Origin of the sequence: Amycolatopsis dongchuanensis, from assembly GCF_039542405.1 — a bacterium.
GTDB classification, from domain to species: domain Bacteria; phylum Actinomycetota; class Actinomycetes; order Mycobacteriales; family Pseudonocardiaceae; genus Amycolatopsis_E; species Amycolatopsis_E sacchari.
This window is the reverse complement of record NZ_BAABIB010000017.1, coordinates 35,618-57,743: the sequence shown is the minus strand read 5'-3', so window position 1 is coordinate 57,743 and position 22,126 is coordinate 35,618. Positions and strand designations below refer to the sequence as shown.

At 71.0% G+C, this 22,126-nt stretch carries 5 protein-coding genes; all 5 read right to left on the bottom strand.

Translation table 11 applies throughout. The features are described 5' to 3' along the window. Window positions 1-388 precede the first annotated feature (388 nt). From ABFX51_RS02955 to ABFX51_RS02935, 5 genes are read right to left on the bottom strand one after another with little or no spacing between them, the layout of a single operon-like run. Window positions 389-3,733: a non-ribosomal peptide synthetase gene (locus tag ABFX51_RS02955; RefSeq protein ID WP_428832434.1), complete on the bottom strand. Its 3,345-nt coding sequence runs from the start codon at window positions 3,731-3,733 to the stop codon at window positions 389-391. Further along, window positions 3,727-10,758 (bottom strand): condensation domain-containing protein, encoded by a 7,032-nt coding sequence (locus ABFX51_RS02950; protein ID WP_346051918.1) that lies wholly within the window; start codon window positions 10,756-10,758, stop codon window positions 3,727-3,729. The genes ABFX51_RS02955 and ABFX51_RS02950 overlap by 7 nt, the downstream gene beginning before the upstream one ends. Continuing rightward, on the bottom strand, window positions 10,751-14,938 hold the full coding sequence (locus ABFX51_RS02945) for an amino acid adenylation domain-containing protein (RefSeq protein ID WP_346051916.1): 4,188 nt from the start codon (window positions 14,936-14,938) through the stop codon (window positions 10,751-10,753). Before ABFX51_RS02945 ends, ABFX51_RS02950 begins: the two co-directional genes overlap by 8 nt. Beyond that, window positions 14,935-21,867 carry an amino acid adenylation domain-containing protein gene (locus tag ABFX51_RS02940; protein ID WP_346051914.1) on the bottom strand — a complete coding sequence of 2,311 codons (6,933 nt, stop codon included), beginning with the start codon at window positions 21,865-21,867 and terminating at the stop codon, window positions 14,935-14,937. Before ABFX51_RS02940 ends, ABFX51_RS02945 begins: the two co-directional genes overlap by 4 nt. 2 nt (window positions 21,868-21,869) lie before the next feature. Further along, complete coding sequence (locus ABFX51_RS02935; protein WP_091505083.1) at window positions 21,870-22,085, bottom strand: MbtH family protein; 216 nt, start codon at window positions 22,083-22,085, stop codon at window positions 21,870-21,872. Window positions 22,086-22,126: the final 41 nt, after the last annotated feature.

The following is a 22,126-nucleotide window of genomic DNA, read 5'->3' as shown; positions in this document are numbered from 1 at the left end:
AATTTGGGCTGTGGCGGGTCAGCGCACGATGCTGTGCCAGACGAACCGCTCCGGCGGACGACCCCGGGCCAATGCTGAACGGCTTCCCAGTCCGCGCCTTGCACGAGGCGGTGCATTACACCTCGGGAGCGACGGGAGCACCTGTCATCGCCGCCACCGACACACGTTCTTCGCTCTCGCGCCTGGACCGCTGTGCCGCGCGGCTCCATGCCAGGCACCCCTCCACTAAGCGATCCCGAGCTGCTCCCGCACCAGCGGGTGCTCCACGACCGGCATCGGATCGTGGCTTTCGGCGGCGGAGAGCCAGCCACCCTTCGCGGCCCTCACGAGGAAACTTCTCGAGGAAGTTGCGGCCCCCTTCCGCCCCGGAAGGGGGCCCTACTCGCCTTCAGGACAGTTCGCCCTCCAGGTCCTCTTCGGAGAGTGCGTCTACCTCCAGGTAGATCTCCGCTACCTGCTCCAGCCTGCCCGGCGTGGTCTCGTCGGCGAGGAGGCGGGCTGCCATCGCGCCGACGGTGAGGGTTGCGAACAGCGTGCGGACCGTTACCTCCGTGGTGTCGAGCGCTTCCCGCAGGCGGCCAACGATCATCGTTGCCAGCACCGAATCCCCGCCGAGTGCGAAGAACGGGTCCTCCAGGCCGACGCGCTCGACCTCCAGCACCTCCGCCCACACCTTCGCGATCACCTGCTCCAGCGGCGTCTTCGGCGCCACGTAGGAGTCCGCGCCCGTGGCCCAGTGCGTCGCGACCGCGCGGCGGTCCACCTTCCCGTTCGCGGTCAACGGCATCTCGTCGAGAACCACCACGCGCGCCGGGAGCATGTGCGGCGGCAGCAGGTCCCGCACGAACTCACGCACCTCCTCGGGCGTGACCTTCCCGGCGACGGCGGCGACGAGCTGGTTGCCCGCCACCCCGGCCACCCCGCGCCGCACCTCCGGGTGTTCGGCCAGCGCGGCCTCGACCTCGCCGAGTTCGATCCGCACCCCCCGCACCTTGACCTGGTGGTCACGGCGCCCCAGGAATTCCAGCGTGCCGTCCGGCCAGTACCGCGCCAGGTCACCCGTGCGGTACCAGCGGCGACCCTCGTACTCGACGAACCGGTCGGCGGTGCGCTCCGGATCGGCGCGGTAGCCGCGGGCCACGCCATCACCGCCGATCCACAGTTCGCCGCCCACCCAGTCCGGGCAGTCGCGGCCGCGGGCGTCCACCACGCGGCAGGCCACGTTACGCAGCGGCGTGCCGTACGGCACCGAACGCCAGTGCCCCGGGACGCCGTGCACCTCGCAGACCGTCGAGTGGATCGCCGTCTCGGTCGTGCCGCCCAGTCCGGCGAAGCGGCAACGCGGCGCGTGCGCGGCGACGCGACCGGGCAGGTCCGTGCCCACCCAGTCCCCGCCGAGCAGCACTGTACGCAGGCCGGTCAGCTCCCCTGGACGCGCCGAGACGAGCAGCATGTCCAGCAACGCGGGCACGCAGTTGACGAGCGTGACCCCCTTCGCCGCGACCAGTTCCGCCCACGCCCGCGCGTCCCGCCGGTCGCCCTCCTCGACGAGCACCACCGCACCACCCGCGCCCAGCAGGCCGAAGATGTCGTACACCGACAGGTCGAAGTCCAAAGCGGACACCGCGAGGCAGCGGTCCGACGGGCCGATGCCGAAACGCTCGTTGAGGTCGTCGATCGTGTTCATCGCCGCGCGGTGCGGCACCTCGACGCCCTTCGGCTCGCCGGTCGAGCCGGAGGTGAACAGCACGTAGGCGATCGACTCCTCGTCCACGCGCACGGGCTCGGCCAGTGGCTCGGCGTCCACTTCAGCGCTGGTGATCGTGTGTGTGATGCCCGCGATGCGGCGGATGCGCTCGGCCCGCGCCGCCGGCTGGTCGACGCCGATGGGCACGTAGGTGCCGCCCGCGGCGAGCACCCCGAGCACGGCCGCGATCTGGTCGGGCCCCTTCGGCAGGCTCACGCCGACGACGTCGTGCGGTTCCAGTGTCGCCGCGATGCGCAGGGCGCGGTCCGCCAGCTCCCCGTACGTCAGTTCGCCGGTGGACCACAGCAGCGCGGGCGCGTCCGGCTGCCGCCGCGCCCGCTCGAAGAAGCCGTCGTGCAGGAGCTTGCCGCTGCGCGGACCCGCCGTGTCGTTGACCTTCGCGCGGATCTTCGCCTGGCTCGCCGGCAGCAGGCCGCCGACCGGCTGGTCCCACACGTCGTCGTCCTGCCCGAGGCGGGTGATCAGGCGGTGGAAGGCCGCGAACATCTCGTCGATCATGCCCGCCGGGAAAGCGTTTTCCCGCACGTCCCAGTTGATCAGCAGGCCCTCGTTGACCTCCGTGACCTGCGCGTCGAGCAGCACCTGCGGGCCCTGCGAAATGATCCACACGGCCTCGCCGAAGCAGCGCCGGACCTCGGCGTCGAACAGCTCTCCGAGGTTGAGCGCGCTGGTGAACACCACGGGCGCGAGCACCTGCTCACCCTGGTGTCGCGACAGGTCCCGCAGCACCTCGACGCCCGAGTACGCGGCGTGCGCGGCGTCGGCGTGCATCCGTTCCTGCAGCCGCCGCGCATAGTCCACAAAGGACGCTTCTTCGGTGAAGTCGACCTCCAGCAGCACGGAACTGGTGAAGTCGCCGACCAGCCGGTCCACCTCGGGGTGCAGGCTCTCGCGGTCGAACATCGGCAGGTTGAGCAGGAACCGCGGCTGCGCGCTCCACGCCGCGAGCGCTTCGGCGAACGCGGTCGCGACGACCATCGCCGGGGTCAGTCCGTGCTCGTGGGCGCGGGCGCCGAGGCGTTTGCGGTCCTCGGGCGCGAGCCAGTGGTGCCGCCGGGTGACGCGGGTGGCGTCGCCGCGCTCGCCTTCCGGCACCAGCGGCAGGTCCGGCGCACTGGGCAGCTCGGGAATCCGTTGCTGCCACCACTCGCGGGCACGCTCGCGGTCGGCCTTGCGGCTCAGCTCGTGTTCGGCCAGGTAACGCGGGTAGCTGTAACCGATCGGCTCGAACTCGGGGTTTTCGTAGAAGCGGGCGAGGTCGGCGAGCAGGATGCGGTAGCTCAGCGCGTCGGCGGCGAGCATGTCCACGTCCACGTGCAGCCGGGTGCGGCCGCCGGGCAGGCGGCTGAGCTGGATGGAGAACACCTCGCCGTCGGCGACGTCGAGCCGGGCGTGCGAGGACCGGTCGCGGATGCGCTCCAGCTCCTGCTCGTCCTCGATGTCGTGCACGACGAGCGCGGGCTGCGCACGCTCGGGCAGGATCTGCTGGCGGCCGTCGTCCGTGAACTTCGCGCGCAGCATGCCGTGCCGCCGCACGAGCGCCCGCACGGCCCGCTCCAGCCGCTCCGGCTCCACGCCCTCGCCGTCGAACTCGACGTACAGGTGCGCGGCGACCGAACCGAGCGTGGTCTCCTCGTCGCGGCCGATCCAGTACGCGTGCTGCATGAGCGCGAGCGGGAACGGCTCGGACTCGTCGACCTCGACGCTCACCGCGGGCTCGGGCGCGACCCCGGCGGCCTCGGCCAGCACCTGGCGCCAGCCCGCGAGCGTGGGTTGCTTCGCCAGCTGCGCGAAGCCGACCTTGATGCCGCGCCGCCGCCACTTGTTCGCGACCTGCATGAGCTGGATCGAGTCCAGTCCCCACTCGATGAGACTGTCGTTTTCGGACAGTTCCGCCGCCTCGGGGCCCAGCAGGTCGGTGACCTCCCGCAGCAGCTCCCCCGCCGTCGGTTGCTGACTCACCACGTGCCCAGCTCCTCTTCGAACTCGTCGATCTCGTCCTGACTGATGTCCACCAGGTCCGGCACCGGGCCGGCCGCCGCCAGCGCCTGCCGCAGCCGGTCGGCCAAGCCGCTGTCCTGGGCGGCGACGCTGACGCGCAGCTCGTCGCCGACCGCGGCGGCGTTCACCTCCAGCGCCCAGTCCGGTTTCCGGCCGTGCCGCGGCGGAACGCGCAGCATCGGCGCTTCGGGCGCCACCGACCACGGCGAGCCGTCGCCGGTCTCGACGCGGCCGAGGTAGTTGAGGACCACGGTCGGCTCGGGCAGGCCCAGCGGTGGCAGCAGCCCGTAGCCGAGGCCCGCGTCGGGCAGGTCCCGCACGCGGCCGGTGGTGCGCATGGGAAAGATCGTCGTGAACCAGCCGACGGTCGCGGACAGGTCCACGCCCGGGGCGATCCGCTCCTCGCGGCCGTGCCCCTCGACGGCGATCACCGCGTCTCCGAGCACCTGCCTGAGCGCGCTGACCAGCGCTTGTTGCACGTCGCCGCCGGGCAGCGGGACGGCGAACTCGGTCACGTCCGGCTCGCGGTCGGTCAACGGCAGCACCGGGTCGGCGCCGTCGAGGATGCCGCGCCAGAGGTCTGCTTCGCCGCTGCGGTCCTGTTGCCGCAGGATTTGGCTCCACCGCCGGAAAGAGGTGCCGCTGCGGAACAGCTCGTGCCCCTGCCAGGCCTCGGCAAGGTCGTCGAGCAGGATCCGCCACGAGACGCCGTCCACGACGAGGTGGTCGGCGACGAGCAGCACGCGGTCCGGGAACCACACGACCTGCAGCAGCCGCTCGTCGGTGAGCCGGTCGCGAGCGGCGAGCAGCTCGTCGTCGAGGGAACCCGTGGCGCGGGTGAGGATTTCCCGCGCGGAGAACGACTCCTCGGGCACGACGAGGGTACGGCCGTCCCAACGGGCGCGGAGCACGTCGTGCCGGTCCAGCACGGCCTGCAGCGTGCGCACGAGCGCCGGTTCGGTCAGGTCCGGCGGCGCGACCAGCAGCATCGCCTGGAACAGGCCGCGGTACCGCATGATCGGCGTCGGCTCGACCGGGCCGTACGGCACGTCGTCGGGGTCCACAGTGAACTCTCCGGCGGCGGCGAGGCCGGCCGGGGTGCGGTGCTCGAAGATCTGCCGCGGGGTGAGCCGGATGCCTGCCTTGCGGGCGCGGCTGACCAGCTGCACGGAGATGATGCTGTCGCCGCCCAGCTCGAAGAAGCTGTCGTGCACGCCGACTTCGGGCAGCTTGAGGATGTCCGCGAAGAGCTCGCACAGGATGCGCTCGCGCTCGTCGCGGGGTTTGGCGTCCCCGGCCAGTGCACCGAAGTCCGGGTCAGGAAGCGCTTTCCGGTCCAGCTTGCCGCTCGGCGTCAGGGGCAGCTCGCCGAGTGGCACGACGGCCGCGGGCACCATGTGCTCGGGCAGCTCGGCGGCGACGGCTTCGCGCACCCCGTCCGGCGAACCCACGACGTAGGCGACGAGCCGCTGGTCCCGCGCGACGACGACCGCCTGCCGCACGCCGGGCAACCGCTCGACGGCGGCTTCGATCTCGCCGAGTTCCACGCGAAAGCCGCGGATCTTGACCTGGTCGTCGGTGCGGCCGAGGTAGTGCAGGACACCGTCGACCTGCTTGACGAGGTCGCCGGTGCGGTACAACCGCTCGCCGTTGGGAGCCGCCACAAACCGTTGGGCGGTGAGGCCCGGGCGGTTGAGGTAACCGCGGGCCAGCTGCACGCCGCCGAGGTACAGCTCCCCCGGCACGCCGGGCGCCACCGGACGGAGCAGGCGGTCGAGGACGTGGACCTGCGTGTTCCACACCGGGCGGCCGATGGCCACCTCATCCGTCACAGTCCAGTGCGTGACATCCACGGCGGCTTCGGTCGGGCCGTAGAGGTTGTGCATGCCCGGCTTCGCGATGTCCGCGGAAAGCGCTTCCCCACTCGTGATCACCCGCTTCGGCAACGAACGATCGCCATACGCCCGCAGCATCGACGGGACAAAGTGGACGGTTGTCACCTGCGGCATCAGTTCGGCCAGGTAGTCAGGATCCTTGTGCCCACCCGGCTTCGCGACGACCAGCTTGGCGCCCGTGATCAACGGCCAGAAGAACTCCCACACCGACACGTCAAAGCTCGACGGGGTCTTCTGCAACACCGCATCCTCGGCCATGAGCTGGTACTCATGCTGCATCCACAGGAGGCGGTTCACGATCGCGCGATGGGTGATCACCACCCCCTTCGGGCGGCCGGTCGAGCCCGAGGTGTAGATGACGTAAGCCGCATTGTCCGGGCCAGCCGGGCGAGGCTCAGCCTCGCCGTCCAGCACGGTAGGAAGCACGACGGTCGGCGCAGCGTCGGCGATCATGAAGTCCAGCCGCTCGGCCGGGTAGTCAGGATCCAACGGCAGGTAGGCCCCGCCCGCCTTGAGCACCGCCAGCAACGAGACGACCAACTCCAGCGACCGGTCCTGCCGGATACCCACGATCCGATCCGGCCCCACCCCCGCCGCGGCCAGGCGGCGAGCCAGCTCCGTGGCGCGGGCATCCAACTCCGCGTACGTCAGGCTTGAGCCCTCGAACACCACCGCCGTGGCGTCCGGGGTGCGAGCGACCTGCGCGGAGAACAGCTCCGGCAGCGTTACCGGCGGTACGGACGCAACCGGGAAATCCGCCTGTGCCGGGGCCAGGCGGCTCGCCGCGAGGGGGCGGTCCGGATGCGCCGCCAGGTCCTCGACGAGCCGCGTGAACCGAGTGACCCAATCCTCCACAGTGGACCGGTCGAACAGGTCCTTGCTGTATACGAGCCAGCCGTCGATCCCGGTCTCGTCCTCGAACAGGTGCCACGACAGGTCCATCCGCGCGGCGTAGAAGGGCACGTGCTCCTCCCGCAGGGAAGCCGCCCCGAACGGCACGGCGGCACGCGGCGCCTGCTGGTACGCCAGCATCACCTGGAACAGCGGGTGCCGCCCCAGCGAGCGAGTCGGGTTCACCGCGTCGACGAGCCGCTCGAACGGCAGGTCCTGGTGGGCGAACGCGTCGAGGTCGGTCTGCCGCACTCGCTCGACCAGCTCGCGGAACGTCGGGTTGCCGGACACGTCGGTGCGCAGCACGAGCGTGTTGACGAAGAACCCGACGAGCCCGTCGAGCGCGGCGTCGCTCCGGCCGGCGACGGGCGTGCCGAGCGGGATGTCCGTGCCCGCGCCCAGGTGGTCGAGCAGCGCGGCGAGCGCGGCCTGCACGGTCATGAAGACCGTCGAACCGGTCTCGCGGGCGAGTGCAGCAAGCGCTTCCCGGATCTTCGCGTCCAGCCGGAACCGGACGGCGTCGCCCTCGAAGCTCGGCGTCGTGGGACGCGGGCGGTCCGTGGGCAGCGACAGCTCCTCCGGCAGCTCGGCGAGCTTTTCCCGCCAGTACGCCAGCTGCGTTTCGCCAAGATCGCCGAGGAGGTCCCGCTGCCAGAGCGCGTAGTCGGCGTACTGCACGGGTAGGGGCGTCCAATCCGGACGGCGGCCGTGCAGGCGCGCGGTGTAGGCGGCGGTGAGGTCGGCGAGCAAGCGCTCTCCGGACCAGCCGTCGCTCGCGATGTGGTGCGTCAGCAGGGAAAGCACCTGCCCGTCGCACAGCCGCGCCTCGAACGGCGGTTCCCGGTCTAGCTCGAACGCCCGCCGTGCCGCCTCCGCCACGCTGCCCCCGACGTGCAGCGTGGGGGTCCAGTCCAGCACCTGCTGGTACGGCCGCCCCTCGAACTCCGGGTAAATCGTCCGCAGCACCTCGTGCCGACCGACCACATCGGACAGTGCGGCCCGCAGCGCGTCGAGGTCGAGGGGCCCGTCGAGGCGGACCGCGAGCGGGACGTTGTACGTGGGGCTCGGGCCTTCGATCCGGTAGAGGAACCACAAGCGCTGCTGCGCGAACGACAATGGCACCCGCCGCGGCCTCGGCATCGGCGTGAGCGCGGGCCGCTTGCGGGCGCTGTCGTCGAGCGCGGCGGCGAGGCGTGACACCGTGGGGGCGTCGAAGACCGTGCCGATGGTCAGTTCAACCCCGAGTTCCGCGCGGACGCGGCCGACGAGCCTGGTCGCGAGCAGGGAATGCCCGCCCAGTGCGAAGAAGTCGTCGTGCACGCCCACCCGGTCGAGCCCCAGCAGGTCGGCGAACAACGCGGCCAGCGCACGCTCGCGGTCGTTGGCGGGCTCGGTATCGGTGACGCTGACCTCGGGTTCGGGCAGCGCCTTGCGGTCGAGCTTGCCGCTGGGCGTGAGCGGCAAGGCGTCCAGCGGCACGACCACCGAGGGCACCATGTGCTCGGGCAGGGTCTTCGCCAGCTGCCGCTTGACGTCCGCCGCCTCGCCGACGACGTATCCGACGAGCTGCTGCTGTTCCGGCCGCGCCACGACGGCCGCCGCCCGCACCCCGGGCAGTGCGGTCATGGCCGCCTCGATCTCGCCGAGCTCGACCCGGAACCCGCGGATCTTGACCTGGTCGTCCGCGCGGCCGAGGAATTCCAGCACGCCGTCGACCTGTTTGACGAGGTCGCCGGTGCGGTAAAGCCTCTCGCCGTTGTCTGACGCAACGAACCGTGAGGCCGTCAGCCCGGGACGGTCGAGGTAACCCCGGGCCAGCTGGACGCCGCCGAGGTACAGCTCCCCCGGCACGCCCGGCGGCACCGGACGCAGAAACCGGTCCAGCACGTGCACACTCGTGTTCCACACCGGCCGTCCGATCGGGACCGTGCCGTTCCCGACGCCCTCGGCCGCGGGCCAGTAGGTGACGTCGACCGCGGCCTCGGTGGGGCCGTACAGGTTGTGCACCTGTGGACGGGCCAGCTCGGACGGCAGCGCCTCGCCACTGGTGATCACCCGCTTCGGCAGGGGCCGGTCGCCGTACACCCTCAGCATCGAGGGGACAAAGTGGACGGTCGTGAGCTGCCGCATGATCTCGGCCAGGTAGTCGGGGTCCTTGTGCCCGCCCGGCTTCGCAAGCACCAACTTCGCGCCGGTGATGAGGGGCCAGAAGAACTCCCACACCGACACATCGAAGCTCGACGGGGTCTTCTGAAGGACCGTGTCCTCGGCCGTGAGCCCGTATTCGTGCTGCATCCACAGGAGGCGGTTGACGATCGCCCGGTGCGTGACCACGACGCCCTTCGGACGGCCGGTTGAGCCCGAGGTGTAGATGACGTAGGCCGCGTTGTCCGGGCCTGCTGGGTGAGGCTCGGCTTCGCCCTTCAACGAGGCAGGCAGCACCACCGCGGGCTGGGCGTCGGCGATCATGAAATCAAGGCGTTCTGGCGGGTAGGAGGGGTCGAGCGGCAGGTAGGCGCCGCCCGCCTTGTGCACCGCCAGCAGCGAGACGATCAAGTCCAGCGAGCGGTCCTGCCGGATCCCCACGATCCGGTCCGGCCCCACACCCGCCGCAGCCAGCTGGCGAGCCAGCGCCGCGGCCCGGGCATCCAGCTCGGCGTAGGTCAGGCTTGAGCCCTCGAAGACCACGGCGGTCGCGTCCGGGGTGCGGGCGACCTGCGCGGAGAACAGCTCGGCCAACGTCGTTGCGGGCAACTCCACCTCGGCGCCGGCAGGCAAGGCCGAGGAGTGGTAGTCCAGACGCCCGATGCCGCGGTCCGGTTCGTTGAGAGCGCTTTCCAGCAGCGACTCCAGGTGCGCCAGGAACCGGTCGACGGTCGCGGCGGTGAACAGGTCCGTGGAGTAGGTGGCCTCGACGCGCATCCGGCCGTCGGTGAGGAACGCTTCCAGCGCGAGGTCGAACTGCGTCGTGTCGTTGTGCACCGTCCGCCAGTCCGCGGTCACGCCGGGCAGGTCGAAGCCCTGCAACCCCTGCGTCAGGAACAGCAGCATCACGTCGAACAACACCGACCGCCCGGCCACACGCGGCGGGCGCAGCCGCTCGACGAGCAGGTCGAACGGCAGGTCCTGGTGCGCGTAGCCCTCGGTGCACACCCGCTGGACCCGCGCGACCAGCTCCGCGAACGACGGGTCTCCGGTGAGGTCGGCCCGCAGCACCAGCGTGTTGCCGAAGTTGCCGATGAGCCGCTCGACCTCGCCCGCGTCGCGGTTCATCGACGCCGAACCGATCGGCACGTCGGTCGCGCCGGTGTAGCGGCCCAACAGGGCCGCGTACGCGGCGAACACGACCATGAACGGCGTGACGCCGCGGGATTGGGCGAACGCGGTGGCGCGTTCAGTGAGCGCGGCGTCGAACGTCCGAAACCGACGGTCGCCCCGGCTGGACCGGGTCGCGCCACGGGGGAAGTCCGTTGGCAGGGGCAGCGGCTCCGGCATCGGGTCGAGGGCGCGGCGCCAGTGGTCCAGGTCGCCCGCCAGCCGTTCGTCAGTAAGCGTTTTCCGTTGCCACAGCGCGAAGTCGGCGTATTGCACGGGAAGCGGTTCGAGCCCGGCCGGGCGACCGGTGGTGTCCTCCCGGTACAGCGCGGAGATCTCGTGGGAGAGGGCGTTGAACGTGAAGCCGTCCCACGCGATGTGGTGCACGGTCAGCACGAGCACGTACTCGTCGTCGGCCCTGCGGAGCAGCTTCAACCGCAGCGAGTGCTCGCGTTCGAGGTCGAAGGCGTGCGCGGACTCCTCGCGGGAAAGCGCTTCCACCGCGCGTTCGCGCTCGTCGGCGGGCAGGCCGCGCAGGTCGGTCTCGGGCATCGCCACCACGGCGAACCGGTCCACCACCTGCCGCGGCTCGCCGTCTGCGCCCGGCACGTACCGGGTGCGCAGCACCTCGTGCCGGTCCACGAGCCGCTGGAACGACCGGTGCAACGCGGCCGTGTCCAGTTCCCCGCGCAGGCTGATCGCGAGGCACACGTTGTAGGCCGGGCTGTCCGGTTCGAGCTGCTGCAGGAACCACATGCGTGACTGCGCGTACGACAGCGGCAGGTCGTCCTCGCGGTCCCGCCTCGGGATCTGGTCCGTGCGGGCGAGCCCGGCCTGCGCGAGCCGGCGGCGCAGCAGCTCGCGCTTGCGGGCGGCCAGGTCACTCATCGGCGATCTCCTTCAGCGCGGCGAACCACTCACGCGACAGGTCGTGGATGCGGTCTTCGGGGAAGATGCCGCTCGCCCACTGCCAGTCGGCCTCCAGCACCGACCCGCGGACGAGGGCGTTGAGCACCAGGCAGTACGGCGCGGGCATGGCGTCATCCACGCCACCGCCCATCGCACCGACCTCGAGCGCGCCGGACCACGGCTGCCCTTCGGTCTCGCCGACCGTGAGCCTGCCGAGGTAGTTGAACTCCACCTGCGGTTCCGGCAGCCGCGCCAGCTCGGGGGCGGTGTCGGGGTTGAGGTACCGCAGCAGGCCGTAGCCGAGGCCGCCGTCGGGCAGCGCGAGCTGCTGGGCGACCTTGCGCACGTCGGTGGGGTCGATGCGGACCGGGTGCACGTCGGTGAACCAGCCGACGGTGCCGGACAGGTCCGCGCCGGGCACGACCTGTTCCTCGCGGCCGTGCCCTTCCAGCGCGATGAGCACGGAACCGTCCTCCCCGCGCCAGCGCGCGATGGCGCGGGCGAACGCGGTGAGGAGCACGTCGTTGACCGTCACGCCGAGGCGTTCCGGCACGGTCGTGAGCAGCGCGTTCGTCAGATCCGCGTCGAGGAACGTGCGGGTCGCGCGCATCGTGGCGCGGGTGTCTCGAGCGGGGTCCAGGCATCGCGTGCCGAGCACGGGGTCAGGACCGGACAGGATGTCCCGCCACAGGTCCAGCTCCGGTGCCTTCGCCCGCGCAACCTCGGGAAGCGCTTTCGCCCACTCGCGGAACGACGTGCCGACCGGCGGCAGCTCGCGACCCGCCCACAGGTCGGCCAGCTCGGGCACCAGCACACCCCACGACGCCCCGTCGACGACCAGGTGGTGCAGCAGGATCAGGAGCCGCCCGTCGCCGCCGGGCCGGTCGAACCACACGAACCGCGCCATCCGGCCCTGAGCCGGGGACAGCTCGCGCAGCTCCTCCTCCAGCACCTCGGGCAGCTGCGCGGCCACGTCGGTCAGCTCGACGCGCCGCAGCGCCGGTTCGGCGCCACGGGGGTGTACGACGAACCCACTGTCGAAAGTGGACCGGAGCACGTCGTGCCGGTCGAGCAGGGTCCGCAGCATGCGGGTGAGCCGGTCGAGATCCAGCCCAGCCGGGGTACACAGGAGCCGGGCCTGGCTGAGCCGGTCGTACGGCGCGTTGCGGGTGAGCCAGTGCAGCATGGGGGTCAACGGGACCTCGCCGATGCCGGCGTCCGGATCCGCCGTGGCCTTCGCCTTGCCTGCGACGAGTGCGAGTTCGGCGACCGTCCGGCGCTCGAAGACGTCGCGAGGGCTGAAGCCGAACCCGGCCGCGCGGGCCTTGCTGACCAGCCGCATCGAGACGATGCTGTCGCCGCCGAGCGCGAAGAAACTGTCGTCCGCGCCGACGTGCCGGACACCGAGGACCTCGGCGAACAGCTCGGCGAGCTTGGCTTCGGTCTCGGTGCGCGGGGCGCGTGTGGTGCCCTCGTAGTCCGGCGCGGGAAGCGCTTTCACGTCGAGCTTGTCGTTGCGGGTCAACGGGAAGCTGTCCACGGCCACGACCGCCGCGGGCACCATGTAGTCGGGCAGGCTCGCCGCGACGCGCTCCCGCAGCCCTTCGACACCGCCTTCACGCAGCACGACGTATGCCACCAGCCGCCGCACGCCCGGCGTGTCCTCGCGGGGCACCACGACCACCCGCTCGACGCGTTCCTCCCGCGCGAGCACGGCTTCGATCTCACCTGGCTCGATGCGGTAGCCCCGGATCTTCACCTGGTCGTCGACGCGCCCGAGCGCCTCGATGCGGCCGTCCGCAGTCCAGCGCGCGACGTCCCCAGTGCGGTACATCCGGCCGGGCTCAAACGGGTTCGCTACGAACCGCTCGGCCGTCGTACCGGGGCGGCCGAGGTAGCCGCGCGCCAGCCCGGCACCGGCCAGGTACAGCTCACCCTCCACGCCGACCGGGCACGGCCGCAGCCGCCGGTCGAGGATGTACGCCCGCGCGTTGCCGACCGGGGAGCCGATCGAAGGTGACTCGCTGTCGGCGAAGTCCGCTGCAGCGGAGTCCACAGTGCACTCGGTGGGTCCGTAGAGGTTGTAAACCGCCAGATCGTCCTCCGCGCGCAGCATCCGCCACAGCTCCCCCGGCACGGCTTCCCCACCGAGGCCGAGGACCTTCAGCGAGCCGCGCCACGGCTCGGTCGCGACCTGCGCGAACAGTGAAGGCGACAGTTCGACGAACTCGATCGCGTGTTCGGCGAGGAACTCCCTCAGCCGGTCGGCGTCCCGCCGGACGTCCGGCGGGACGAGGTGCAGCTCGTGCCCGGCGAACAACCACAGCATCGGCTGCCACGACGCGTCGAACGCCATCGGCCACGCGTGCGCCACCCGCAACGGCCGCCCCACACGCTCACGCGCCGGGTCGAACAGCTGGTCCCGGTGGCTGCAGAGCAGGTTGACGATCGAGGCGTGGGGCACAACGACGGCCTTCGGCGTGCCCGTCGAGCCGGAGGTGTAGATGACGTACGCCGGATGCTCGGGAAGCGCTTTCTGCGGCAGGTCGTCCGCCTCGCCCTCGGGCACTTCGGTCAGCACGGCCACCGGCTGGGCGTCGGCGAGCATGAGGTCGATCCGCTCGGCAGGCCACTCCGGGTCCAGCGGCAGGTAGGCCGCGCCCGCCTTGAACACCGCCAGCAACGCGATGATCATGTCCGCGCTCGCGGACAGCTTGAGCGCGACGATCCGCTCCGGCCCGGCACCCTGCCCGACGAGCAGGCGTGCCACGTGGTTGGCGCGGCGGTTCAGCTCGGCGAAGGTCAGCCGCCGCTGCCCGTCCACGACGGCGAGCGCGTCCGGCGTCCGGCGGGCCTGCTCCTCGAACAGCTCGGACATCGTCTTCGCGGGCACGTCGAGGCGCTTGCCGGTGCCGAACTCCGCGAGCTGCCGGTACTCCTCGGGGAACAGGAGCTCGACCGGCCGTCCCTCGGCGAAGGACTCGGCGGCACGCGTGAAGTACCGCGTGATGGCCTCGATCCGCTCACGGTCGAACACCTCCGACCGGTACTCGAAGGTGACGGAAAGCGCTTCCTCCGCCGCGACCGCGAGCGTCAGCGGGTAGTGCGTGGCGTCGTCGACTTCGACCTGGCTGATCCGGATCCCGGCCTGCCGCTCGCTTTCACCAACCGCGCCTGAGTCGATCGGGTAGTTCTCGAACACGACGAGCGTGTCGAACAAGTCCCCGCCGCCGGCGGCGCGCTGGATCTCAGTGAGCCCGAGGTACTGGTGCTCCATCAGGCTCGACTGCTGGGCCTGCAGCTCAGCGGGCGAGGCATCCGCACGCACGCGGACGGGCACGGTGTTGATGAACAGCCCGATCATCGAGTCCACTCCGGACAGATCGGGTGGGCGGCCGGAGACCGTCGCGCCGAACACCACGTCGTCGCGCCCGGTCAGCCGCGCGAGCACCTGACCCCACAGCGACTGCACGACGGTGTTGACGGTCAGCCCTTCCTCGCGGGCGCGGGCGTAGAGCCGCTCGGCCGGCAGGTCCACGCGGATCTTGCCCGGCCGGGTCGGCACGCGGGAAGCGTCGGGCGCGAGCAGCGTGGGTTCGACGCCGTCGAGCACGTGCAGCCACGCTTCGGTCGAGGCCTGAACGTCCCTTGTGGACAGCCAGGACAGGTAGTCGCGGTAAGGCCGCGGCCGGGGCGGCTCGGTGCCGCCGTAGAGCGCCAGCAGCTCGCTGACCAGCAGCGGAAGCGACCAGCCGTCGAGCAGGAGGTGGTGGTTCGTCAGCACGAGCCGGTGGTCGGTGTCGCCCATCCGCACCAGGGTCATCCGCAGCAGCGGCGGTTCGTCGAGGGTGAACCGCGCGGCGCGGTCGCGGGCGAGCACGCCTTCGAGGTCGCCGTCGACCTCGGTCCAGGGCAGCTCCACCTCGTCGAGGACCACCTGCACCGGCTCGTCGACGTCCTCGTGCACGAACGCCGCCCGCAGGTTCGCGTGCCGGCCGAGCAGCCGTTGCGCGGCCGCGTGTAAGCGCTTGCTGTCCAGTTCTCCTTGCAGGCCCAGCACGAACTGCACGGTGTAGACGTCGTCGGATCCCGTGTCGTACAACGCGTGGAACAGCATTCCCTGCTGGAGCGGGGAAAGCGGCAGGATGTCCTCGATCACTTCTTTCCCCACTTCGCGGCGAGGCGGTCGAGCTGCCCCTGGTTGAGCGACACCAACGGCACGTCCGACGGCGTGAGCCCCGCGTCGAGGTCGCCGGTCAGCGCCTCGCGCCACGCCTCGGCCTGCTTGCGCACCTCGGCCTCGGTGTGTTTCGCCGTCCACGACCACGTCGCCTTGAGGACCGGACCACCGGGGCCGTCTTCCGTTAGGGCGTTGATCTCCAGCGCCCGGTGCTGCAACTCGGGCGGTGGCAGCTGCTCCGGGCCCGGCGTCCAGTCGCCTTCGGTCAGGTCGAACCGGCCGAGGTAGTTGAAGCCGATTTCGGCGTCGGGGATCTCCTGGCCGAAGCCGGAGTCCGCGATCGCCCGCAGGCGCTCCTTGACCTGCGACAACGGTTCTTCGCGCAACTCGAACGGGAAGACCGTGGTGAACCAGCCGACCGTGCGTGACAGGTCCGCGCCCGGCGCCAGCTGTTCCTCGCGGCCGTGCCCCTCCAGCGCGATCGTCGCCGGGCCGAGCGCGCGCCCCAGTGCGGTGATCAGCACTTCCTGGACACGGGCGTGCTTGCCTTCGAGCAGCTTCCTCGTCTCGGCCATGCCGAATTCGACGGTCAACCGGCCCTTCGTGGCCTCCGCCTTGCGCGGGTGCACGGGCGTGGGCCGGGCGGTGGCGAGTGCCCAGCTGCGGAACGAAGTCGGCACCGGCGCCAGCGCCGGGGCACGCCCGGACGTGCGGGCCGTCCACGCCTCCGCCAGGTCCTCAGCGAGGATCCGCCACGACACGCCGTCCACGACGAGGTGGTGCAGGACGAGCAACAGCCGCCGGTCGAAGGCCACCGCCCGGACCATCCCCTCGGCCGGATCGAGCGCGGCGACGGCTTCGGCGTACTTCTCCGGCTGGTACGGGCCGTTCACGTGCTCCACCACCGCCTGTGCTCGGGGCGGCACGTGGAGCACCCCGTCGCCCAGCCGGGCACGCAACAGGTCGTGGTGGTCGAGGACGTCCTGCAGGACCTGCTCGAACGCGTCCGGCGCGAACGGTTCGGGCACCCGCAGCAGCGCGGCCTGGTGCATGTGCCGGTCACCGGTGCCCGTCCACCAGCGCATGATCGGCGTCAGCGGCACGTCACCGGTGCCGTCGTCGTGCGCCGTGACCGCGGCCGTGTCCACCGTGCGGGCCAGTGCGGCGGCGGTCTGGTGCTCGAACACCTGCTTCGGCGAGAGCTGCAACCCGGCGGCACGGGCCTTGCTCACGAACCGGATCGACAGGATGCTGTCGCCGCCGAGCGCGAAGAAGTTGTCGTCGGCGCGGACCTCCGGCACGCGCAGCAACTCGGCCATCAGTCCACAAAGGAGCTTCTCGGTCTCGGTGACCGGCAACCTGCCGGTGACCGCCTCCTCGGGCGGCGCCGGCAGCGCCTTGCGGTTCACCTTGCCCGACGGCAGCAGCGGGAACTCGTCGAGGAACACGAACCGCGGCGGCACCATGTGCCCGGGCAGCCGCTGCCGCAACCATTCACCGAGCCCGTCGACCCGCGGCCCGAGGCAGTAGCCGACGAGCCCCGGCCGGTCCTCGCGCAACAACACGACCGCGCGGCGGACCTGCTCGTGCTGCTCCAGCACGGCCTCGATCTCCTCCAGCTCGACGCGCATGCCGCGGATCTTGATCTGGTTGTCCGCGCGCCCCAGGAACTCCAGGCTCCCGTCGGGCTGCCACCGGGCCAGGTCGCCGGTGCGGTACAGACGGGATCCAGGCGGGCCGAACGGATCTGCGACGAAGTGGTCGGCGGTGCGCTTCGGGTCGTTGAGGTAGCCGCGGCCGAGGTACACCCCGCCCGCGTACAGCTCACCCGGCACTCCGACCGGCACCGGCATCAGATTGCGGTCCAGCACGTACAGGCGCGTGTTGCCGTTGGGCTTGCCGATCGACACCGCTGTCCGCACGGCGTCCCGGTACACGACGTGGCTGACGCCGATGGTCGCCTCGGCGGGCCCGTAGCCGTGGTACATCACGGCGTCGCTGGCTTCACGGAACCGCTGGAACAGCTCCGGCGTGAGCACCTCGCCACCGCACCACACGTGCTTGAGCGAGCGCGCCTTCCCGGCGAAGCCGTCGATCTGCAGCAGCAGGTCGAGGATCGACGACGGCAGGTAGGTGAACGTGACGTCGTGCCGCGTGATCAGGCCGAGCAGGTAGTCGATGTCGCGCTCACCGCCGGGTTCGGCGATGACCAGCTTCCCGCCGGTGACCAACGGCAGGAAGATCTCGTTGATCGAGATGTCGAAGCCGAGCGGTGCCTTGAACAGCGACGCGTCCCCCGGTCCGAAGCCCAGGAGCTCGCGCTGCCACAGCAGGCGGTGCGTGATCGCGCGGTGGCGGATCATCGCGCCCTTGGGCGTGCCCGTGGAGCCCGAGGTGTAGATGACGTAGGCCAGGTTCTCCGGCAGAATGGCCGCTTCGGCTCGCTCCAAAGTGGACTCTTCACCGATGTGCACGATCGGCACGCCCAGGTCACGCACGGGCTCGTCGTGTTTCTCGCCGCTCAGGATCGCGGCGAGTCCGGCGTTCGCACAGACCTCCGCGATGCGGCGCTGCGGCCACGACGGCTCCAGCGGCACGAACGCGGCCCCGGCCTTCTCCACACCGAGCAACCCGACGACCAGTTCGATCGACCGCTCCCAGTGCATGCCGACGGTCTGTTCCGGCCCGACACCCAGCTCACGCAGGCGGTGGGCCACGTGGTTCGCGCGGGCGTCGAGTTCGGCGTAGGTGAGCTTGGCGTCGTGGAACTCGACGGCGATGGCGTCCGGCGTGCGGGCGACCTGCTCCTCGACCATCGCGGTGAGCGTGGTCTCCGGTCGCGTCTCGACGGTGTCGTTGAAGGCGCGGAGCTGCGCGTGCTCGCCCTCGGAGAGCACGTCGACCAAGCCCACCGGGCGGTTCGGTTCGGCCACGAATGCATTGAGCAGCCTCGCCAGCCGCTGCGTGAATCCCTCTACTGTGGACTCGTCGAACAGGTCGGCGCTGTAGGTGACGGCGCATTCGCCCGGCCCGAAATGGAACGCGAGGTCGAACTTCGCGCCCGTCACGCCGGGGTCGAGCGGGGTCACCGTGACGCCGGGCAGCGCCAATGAGGCGTCGAGGTCCTGGTACGACACCATCGTCTGGAACAACGGGTGCCGCCCTGGCGAGCGCGGCGGGTTCACCGCTTCGACGACGCGTTCGAACGGCAGGTCCTGGTGCGAGTACGCCTCCAGGTTCGTCTCCCGTACCCGCGCCAGCAACTCGCGGAACGTCGGGTTGCCGGACAGGTCCGTCCGCAGCACGAGGTTGTTGACGAAGAAGCCGACCACGTCGTCGAGGCTTTCGTCACCGCGGCCGGCGGTCGGCGTGCCGAGCGGGATGTCCTCGCCCGCGCCGAGGCGGTGCAGCAACACGGCGACCGCGGCCTGGCCGACCATCAGGTCCGTCACGCCCAGCTTCCGTGCGAGCGGTCGCAGGTCGGGCAGCGGCACCCGGACGCTGCCGCCGCGGCGGCTCGGCTGCTGCGGGCGCGGACGGTCGGTCGGCAGCGGCAGCTCCTCGGGCAGGCCCTCGAGCCGCTGCCGCCAGTAAGCGCTGTCATCGCGCGCGTTTTCCTGCTGCCACAAGGTGTAGTCGGCGTACTGGACAGGCAGCGGTGCCCACTCCGGTTCGCGGCCCTCGGCGCGGGCGGCGTAGGCGGTGCTCAGGTCCCGCAGCAGCGGGCGTGCCGACCACTCGTCCGCAGCGATGTGGTGCACGACCAGGGTGAACTCGTACTCGTCCTCCCCGGTGCGCCGCAGGTCGTAGCGGATCGGCGGTTCCTCGTCGAGGCGGAAGCAGTGTTCGGCTGTGCCACGCTGCACCGGTGCGGGGGCGAGGATTTCCTGCCGTGGTTCGGAGCCGGGGAAGATCGTGCGCAGGGATTCGTGCCTGGTCACGAGGTCCAGTAGTGCCGCGTCGAGTGCCTCGGTGTCGAGCGGACCGGTGAGGCACGCCGTGAACGGGATGTTGTACGTCGGGTTCGGGCCCTCGAAGCGATAGAGGAACCACAGGCTGCGCTGCGCCGGAGAAAGCGCTATCTCCGCGGGGCGCTCGCGCTTGGTGAGCGCGGGACGGCGTTCGCCGCCGTCGAGGCGCCGGGCCAGGCGCGTGGCGGTCGGGGCGTCGAAGACGGCACGCAGCGGCAGATCGACACCGAACGTCCGGCGCACCCGGCTGACCAGGCGCGTGGCGAGCAGGGAATGCCCGCCGAGGGCGAAGAAGTCGTCGTGTGGCCCGACCGCGGCGAGGCCGAGGACGTCGGCGAACAGTTCGCACAGGATTTGCTCGCGCGGATCGGTCGCGGGTGCGCTGTCGGTCGGGACGGCCGGTTCGGGCAGGGCCTTGCGGTCGAGTTTGCCGCTCGGGGTGAGCGGCAGGTCGTCGAGCGTCACGATCACCGACGGCGTCAGGTGCTCGGGCAGCCGCAGCGCGGAGGTGTCGACGCTCGCGCCGTCCTCCGGCACGACGTACCCGATGAGCTGCTGCTGCTCACTTCGCACGGCGACGGCGGCGGCCTTGACCCCGGGCAGGCCGGTGAGCGCGGCTTCGACCTCGCCGAGTTCCACGCGGAAGCCGCGGATCTTGACCTGGTCGTCGGTGCGGCCGAGGTAGTGCAGCACGCCGTCGACCTGCCGCACGAGGTCTCCCGTGCGGTAGAGCCTCTCGCCGTTCGGTCCCGCCACGAACCGCGATGCGGTGAGACCCGGGCGGTTGAGGTAACCGCGGGCGAGCTGTACACCCCCGAGGTACAGCTCGCCCACGTCGGCAGGCCGCAGCAGCCGGTCCAGGACGTGGACACTCGTGTTCCACACCGGCCGCCCGATCGCCACCTCATCCGTCACAGTCCAATGCGTGACGTCCACGGCGGCTTCCGTCGGGCCGTAGAGGTTGTGCATGCCCGGCTTGGCGATGTCCGCGGAAAGCGCTTCCCCGCTCGTGATCACTCGCTTCGGCAGCGGGCGGTCACCGTACGCCCGCAACATCGACGGAACAAAGTGGACGGTCGTCACCTGCGGCATCAGTTCGGCCAGGTAGTCAGGGTCCTTGTGCCCACCAGGTTTCGCGAGGACCAGCTTGGCGCCGGTGATCAACGGCCAGAAGAACTCCCACACCGACACATCGAAACTCGACGGGGTCTTCTGCAACACCGCATCCTCGACCGTGAGACCGTACTCGTGCTGCATCCACAACAGACGGTTCACGATCGCGCGGTGGGTGATCACCACACCCTTCGGGCGGCCGGTCGAGCCCGAGGTGTAGATGACGTAGGCCGCATTGTCCGGGCCTGCCGGGCGAGGCTCAGCGAAACCGTCCAGCACGGCAGGAAGCACGACGGTCGGCGCAGCGTCGGCGATCATGAAGTCCAGCCGCTCGGCCGGGTAGTCAGGATCCAACGGCAGGTAGGCCCCACCCGCCTTGAGCACCGCCAGCAACGAGACGATCAGCTCCAGCGACCGGTCCTGCCGGATCCCCACGATCCGATCCGGCCCCACCCCCGCCGCAGCCAGCTGCCGCGCCAACGCCGAAGCCCGGGCATCCAACTCCGCGTAGGTCAGGCTGGAGCCCTCGAACACCACCGCCGTGGCATCCGGAGTGCGAGCGACCTGCTCCGCGAACAACTCCGGCAAAGTCGTCGAGGGCACCGGTGCCGGGAAGTACGGCAGCTCCTCCCGCACCAGATCCACCTGCGCGACCGGCGTCTCTGGCGCGGCGATGAACCGGTCGAGCACGGCAAGGAACCGGTCGGCGATCGCCGAAACGTCCGGGAACTGCGCAGGGTCCGCGTCGAAGCGCACCACGAACTCGCCCCCCGGCACGACGAGCAGCGCGAGCGGGTAGTGCGTGGCGTCGCGCACGGAAACGTCCGCCAGCAGGGGGATCTCGGCGTCCATCGGGTAGCTCTCGAACACGACGAGCGTGTCGAACAGGTTCGCCTGCCCGCTGACGCGCTGGATGTCGGCGAGACCGAGGTGCTGGTGCTCCAGCAGCCGCGCCTGCTCCGCCTGCACCCGCGCGAACAACCCGGCCAGCGATTCCCTTCCACGCAGGCGAACGCGCACGGGCACGGTGTTGATGAACAGGCCGACCATCGACTCGACGCCGGGCACTTCCGCACTGCGGCCGGAAACCGTCGCGCCGAACACCAGGTCGTCGCGCCCCGTCAACGTCGCCAGGGTCAGTGCCCAGGCGCCCTGCACGACGGCGTTGACCGTCACGCCATGCCGACGCGCGGCCTGCTCCAGCGGACCGCCGGGCACGCGGAACTCCGTGCGCCGCGGGAAACCACCCGCAGGTGAGCCGACGAGCGTCGGCCCGTCGAGGTCCGCCAGCGCCTCCGCCCAGGCGCGCTCCGCCGCGGATTTGTCCTGTTTGGACAGCCAGACGAGGTGGTCGCGGAACGGCCGCACGGCGGGCAACTGCTCGCCCCGGTACAGCGCGAGCAGCTCACGGACCAGTACGGGCGCGGACCAGCCGTCCCACAGCAGGTGGTGCGCCGTCAGCACGAGCGTGCGCCCGCGCACGAGCGTGAACCGCAGCAGCGGCGGGCGCGCCAGGTCGAACGGTTCCGCGCGCTCGGCGTCGAGGTCGAGTTCGTCGACCACGCGGAACGGCACGGCCACCGAACGCCGGACCACCTGCACGAACTGCCCCGAGGACTGCGTGCGGAACGCGACGCGGAGGTTCGCGTGCCGCCGCACGAGCGCCTCGGCCGCCTGCCGGAGCCGATCGGGATCGGCGTCCTCGGTCAGGCGGAGGACCGTCTGCACCGTGTAGACGTCCACCCGGTCGCCGAGCAGGGCGTGGAACACCATGCCCTGCTGCAGCGGCGTGAGCGGGAGGACCTCCTCGACGCTCGAAGCCACGCTCAGGACTCGGATTCCATCGCGCGGACCAGGCTGCGCGGCCGCATGTCGGTCCAGTTCGCCTCGATGTGGTCGAGGCACGCCTGCCGCGTGTCCTCGCCGAACACGATCCGCCAGCCGGAGGGCACCTCGGCGAACGTGGGCCACAGCGAGTACTGGCCCTCGTCGTTGACCAGCGCGTAGAAACGGCCGCTGTCGTCGTCGAAGGGGTTCGTCACGTAAGCCTCCCTGATCGCCGAATAAGCTGAGGCTTACCTTA

Bases quoted from the DNA above. Each gene is read 5' to 3' on its own strand.
- ABFX51_RS02950 (WP_346051918.1), bottom strand. From the start codon at position 10,758: ATGAGTGACCTGGCCGCCCGCAAGCGCGAGCTGCTGCGCCGCCGGCTC.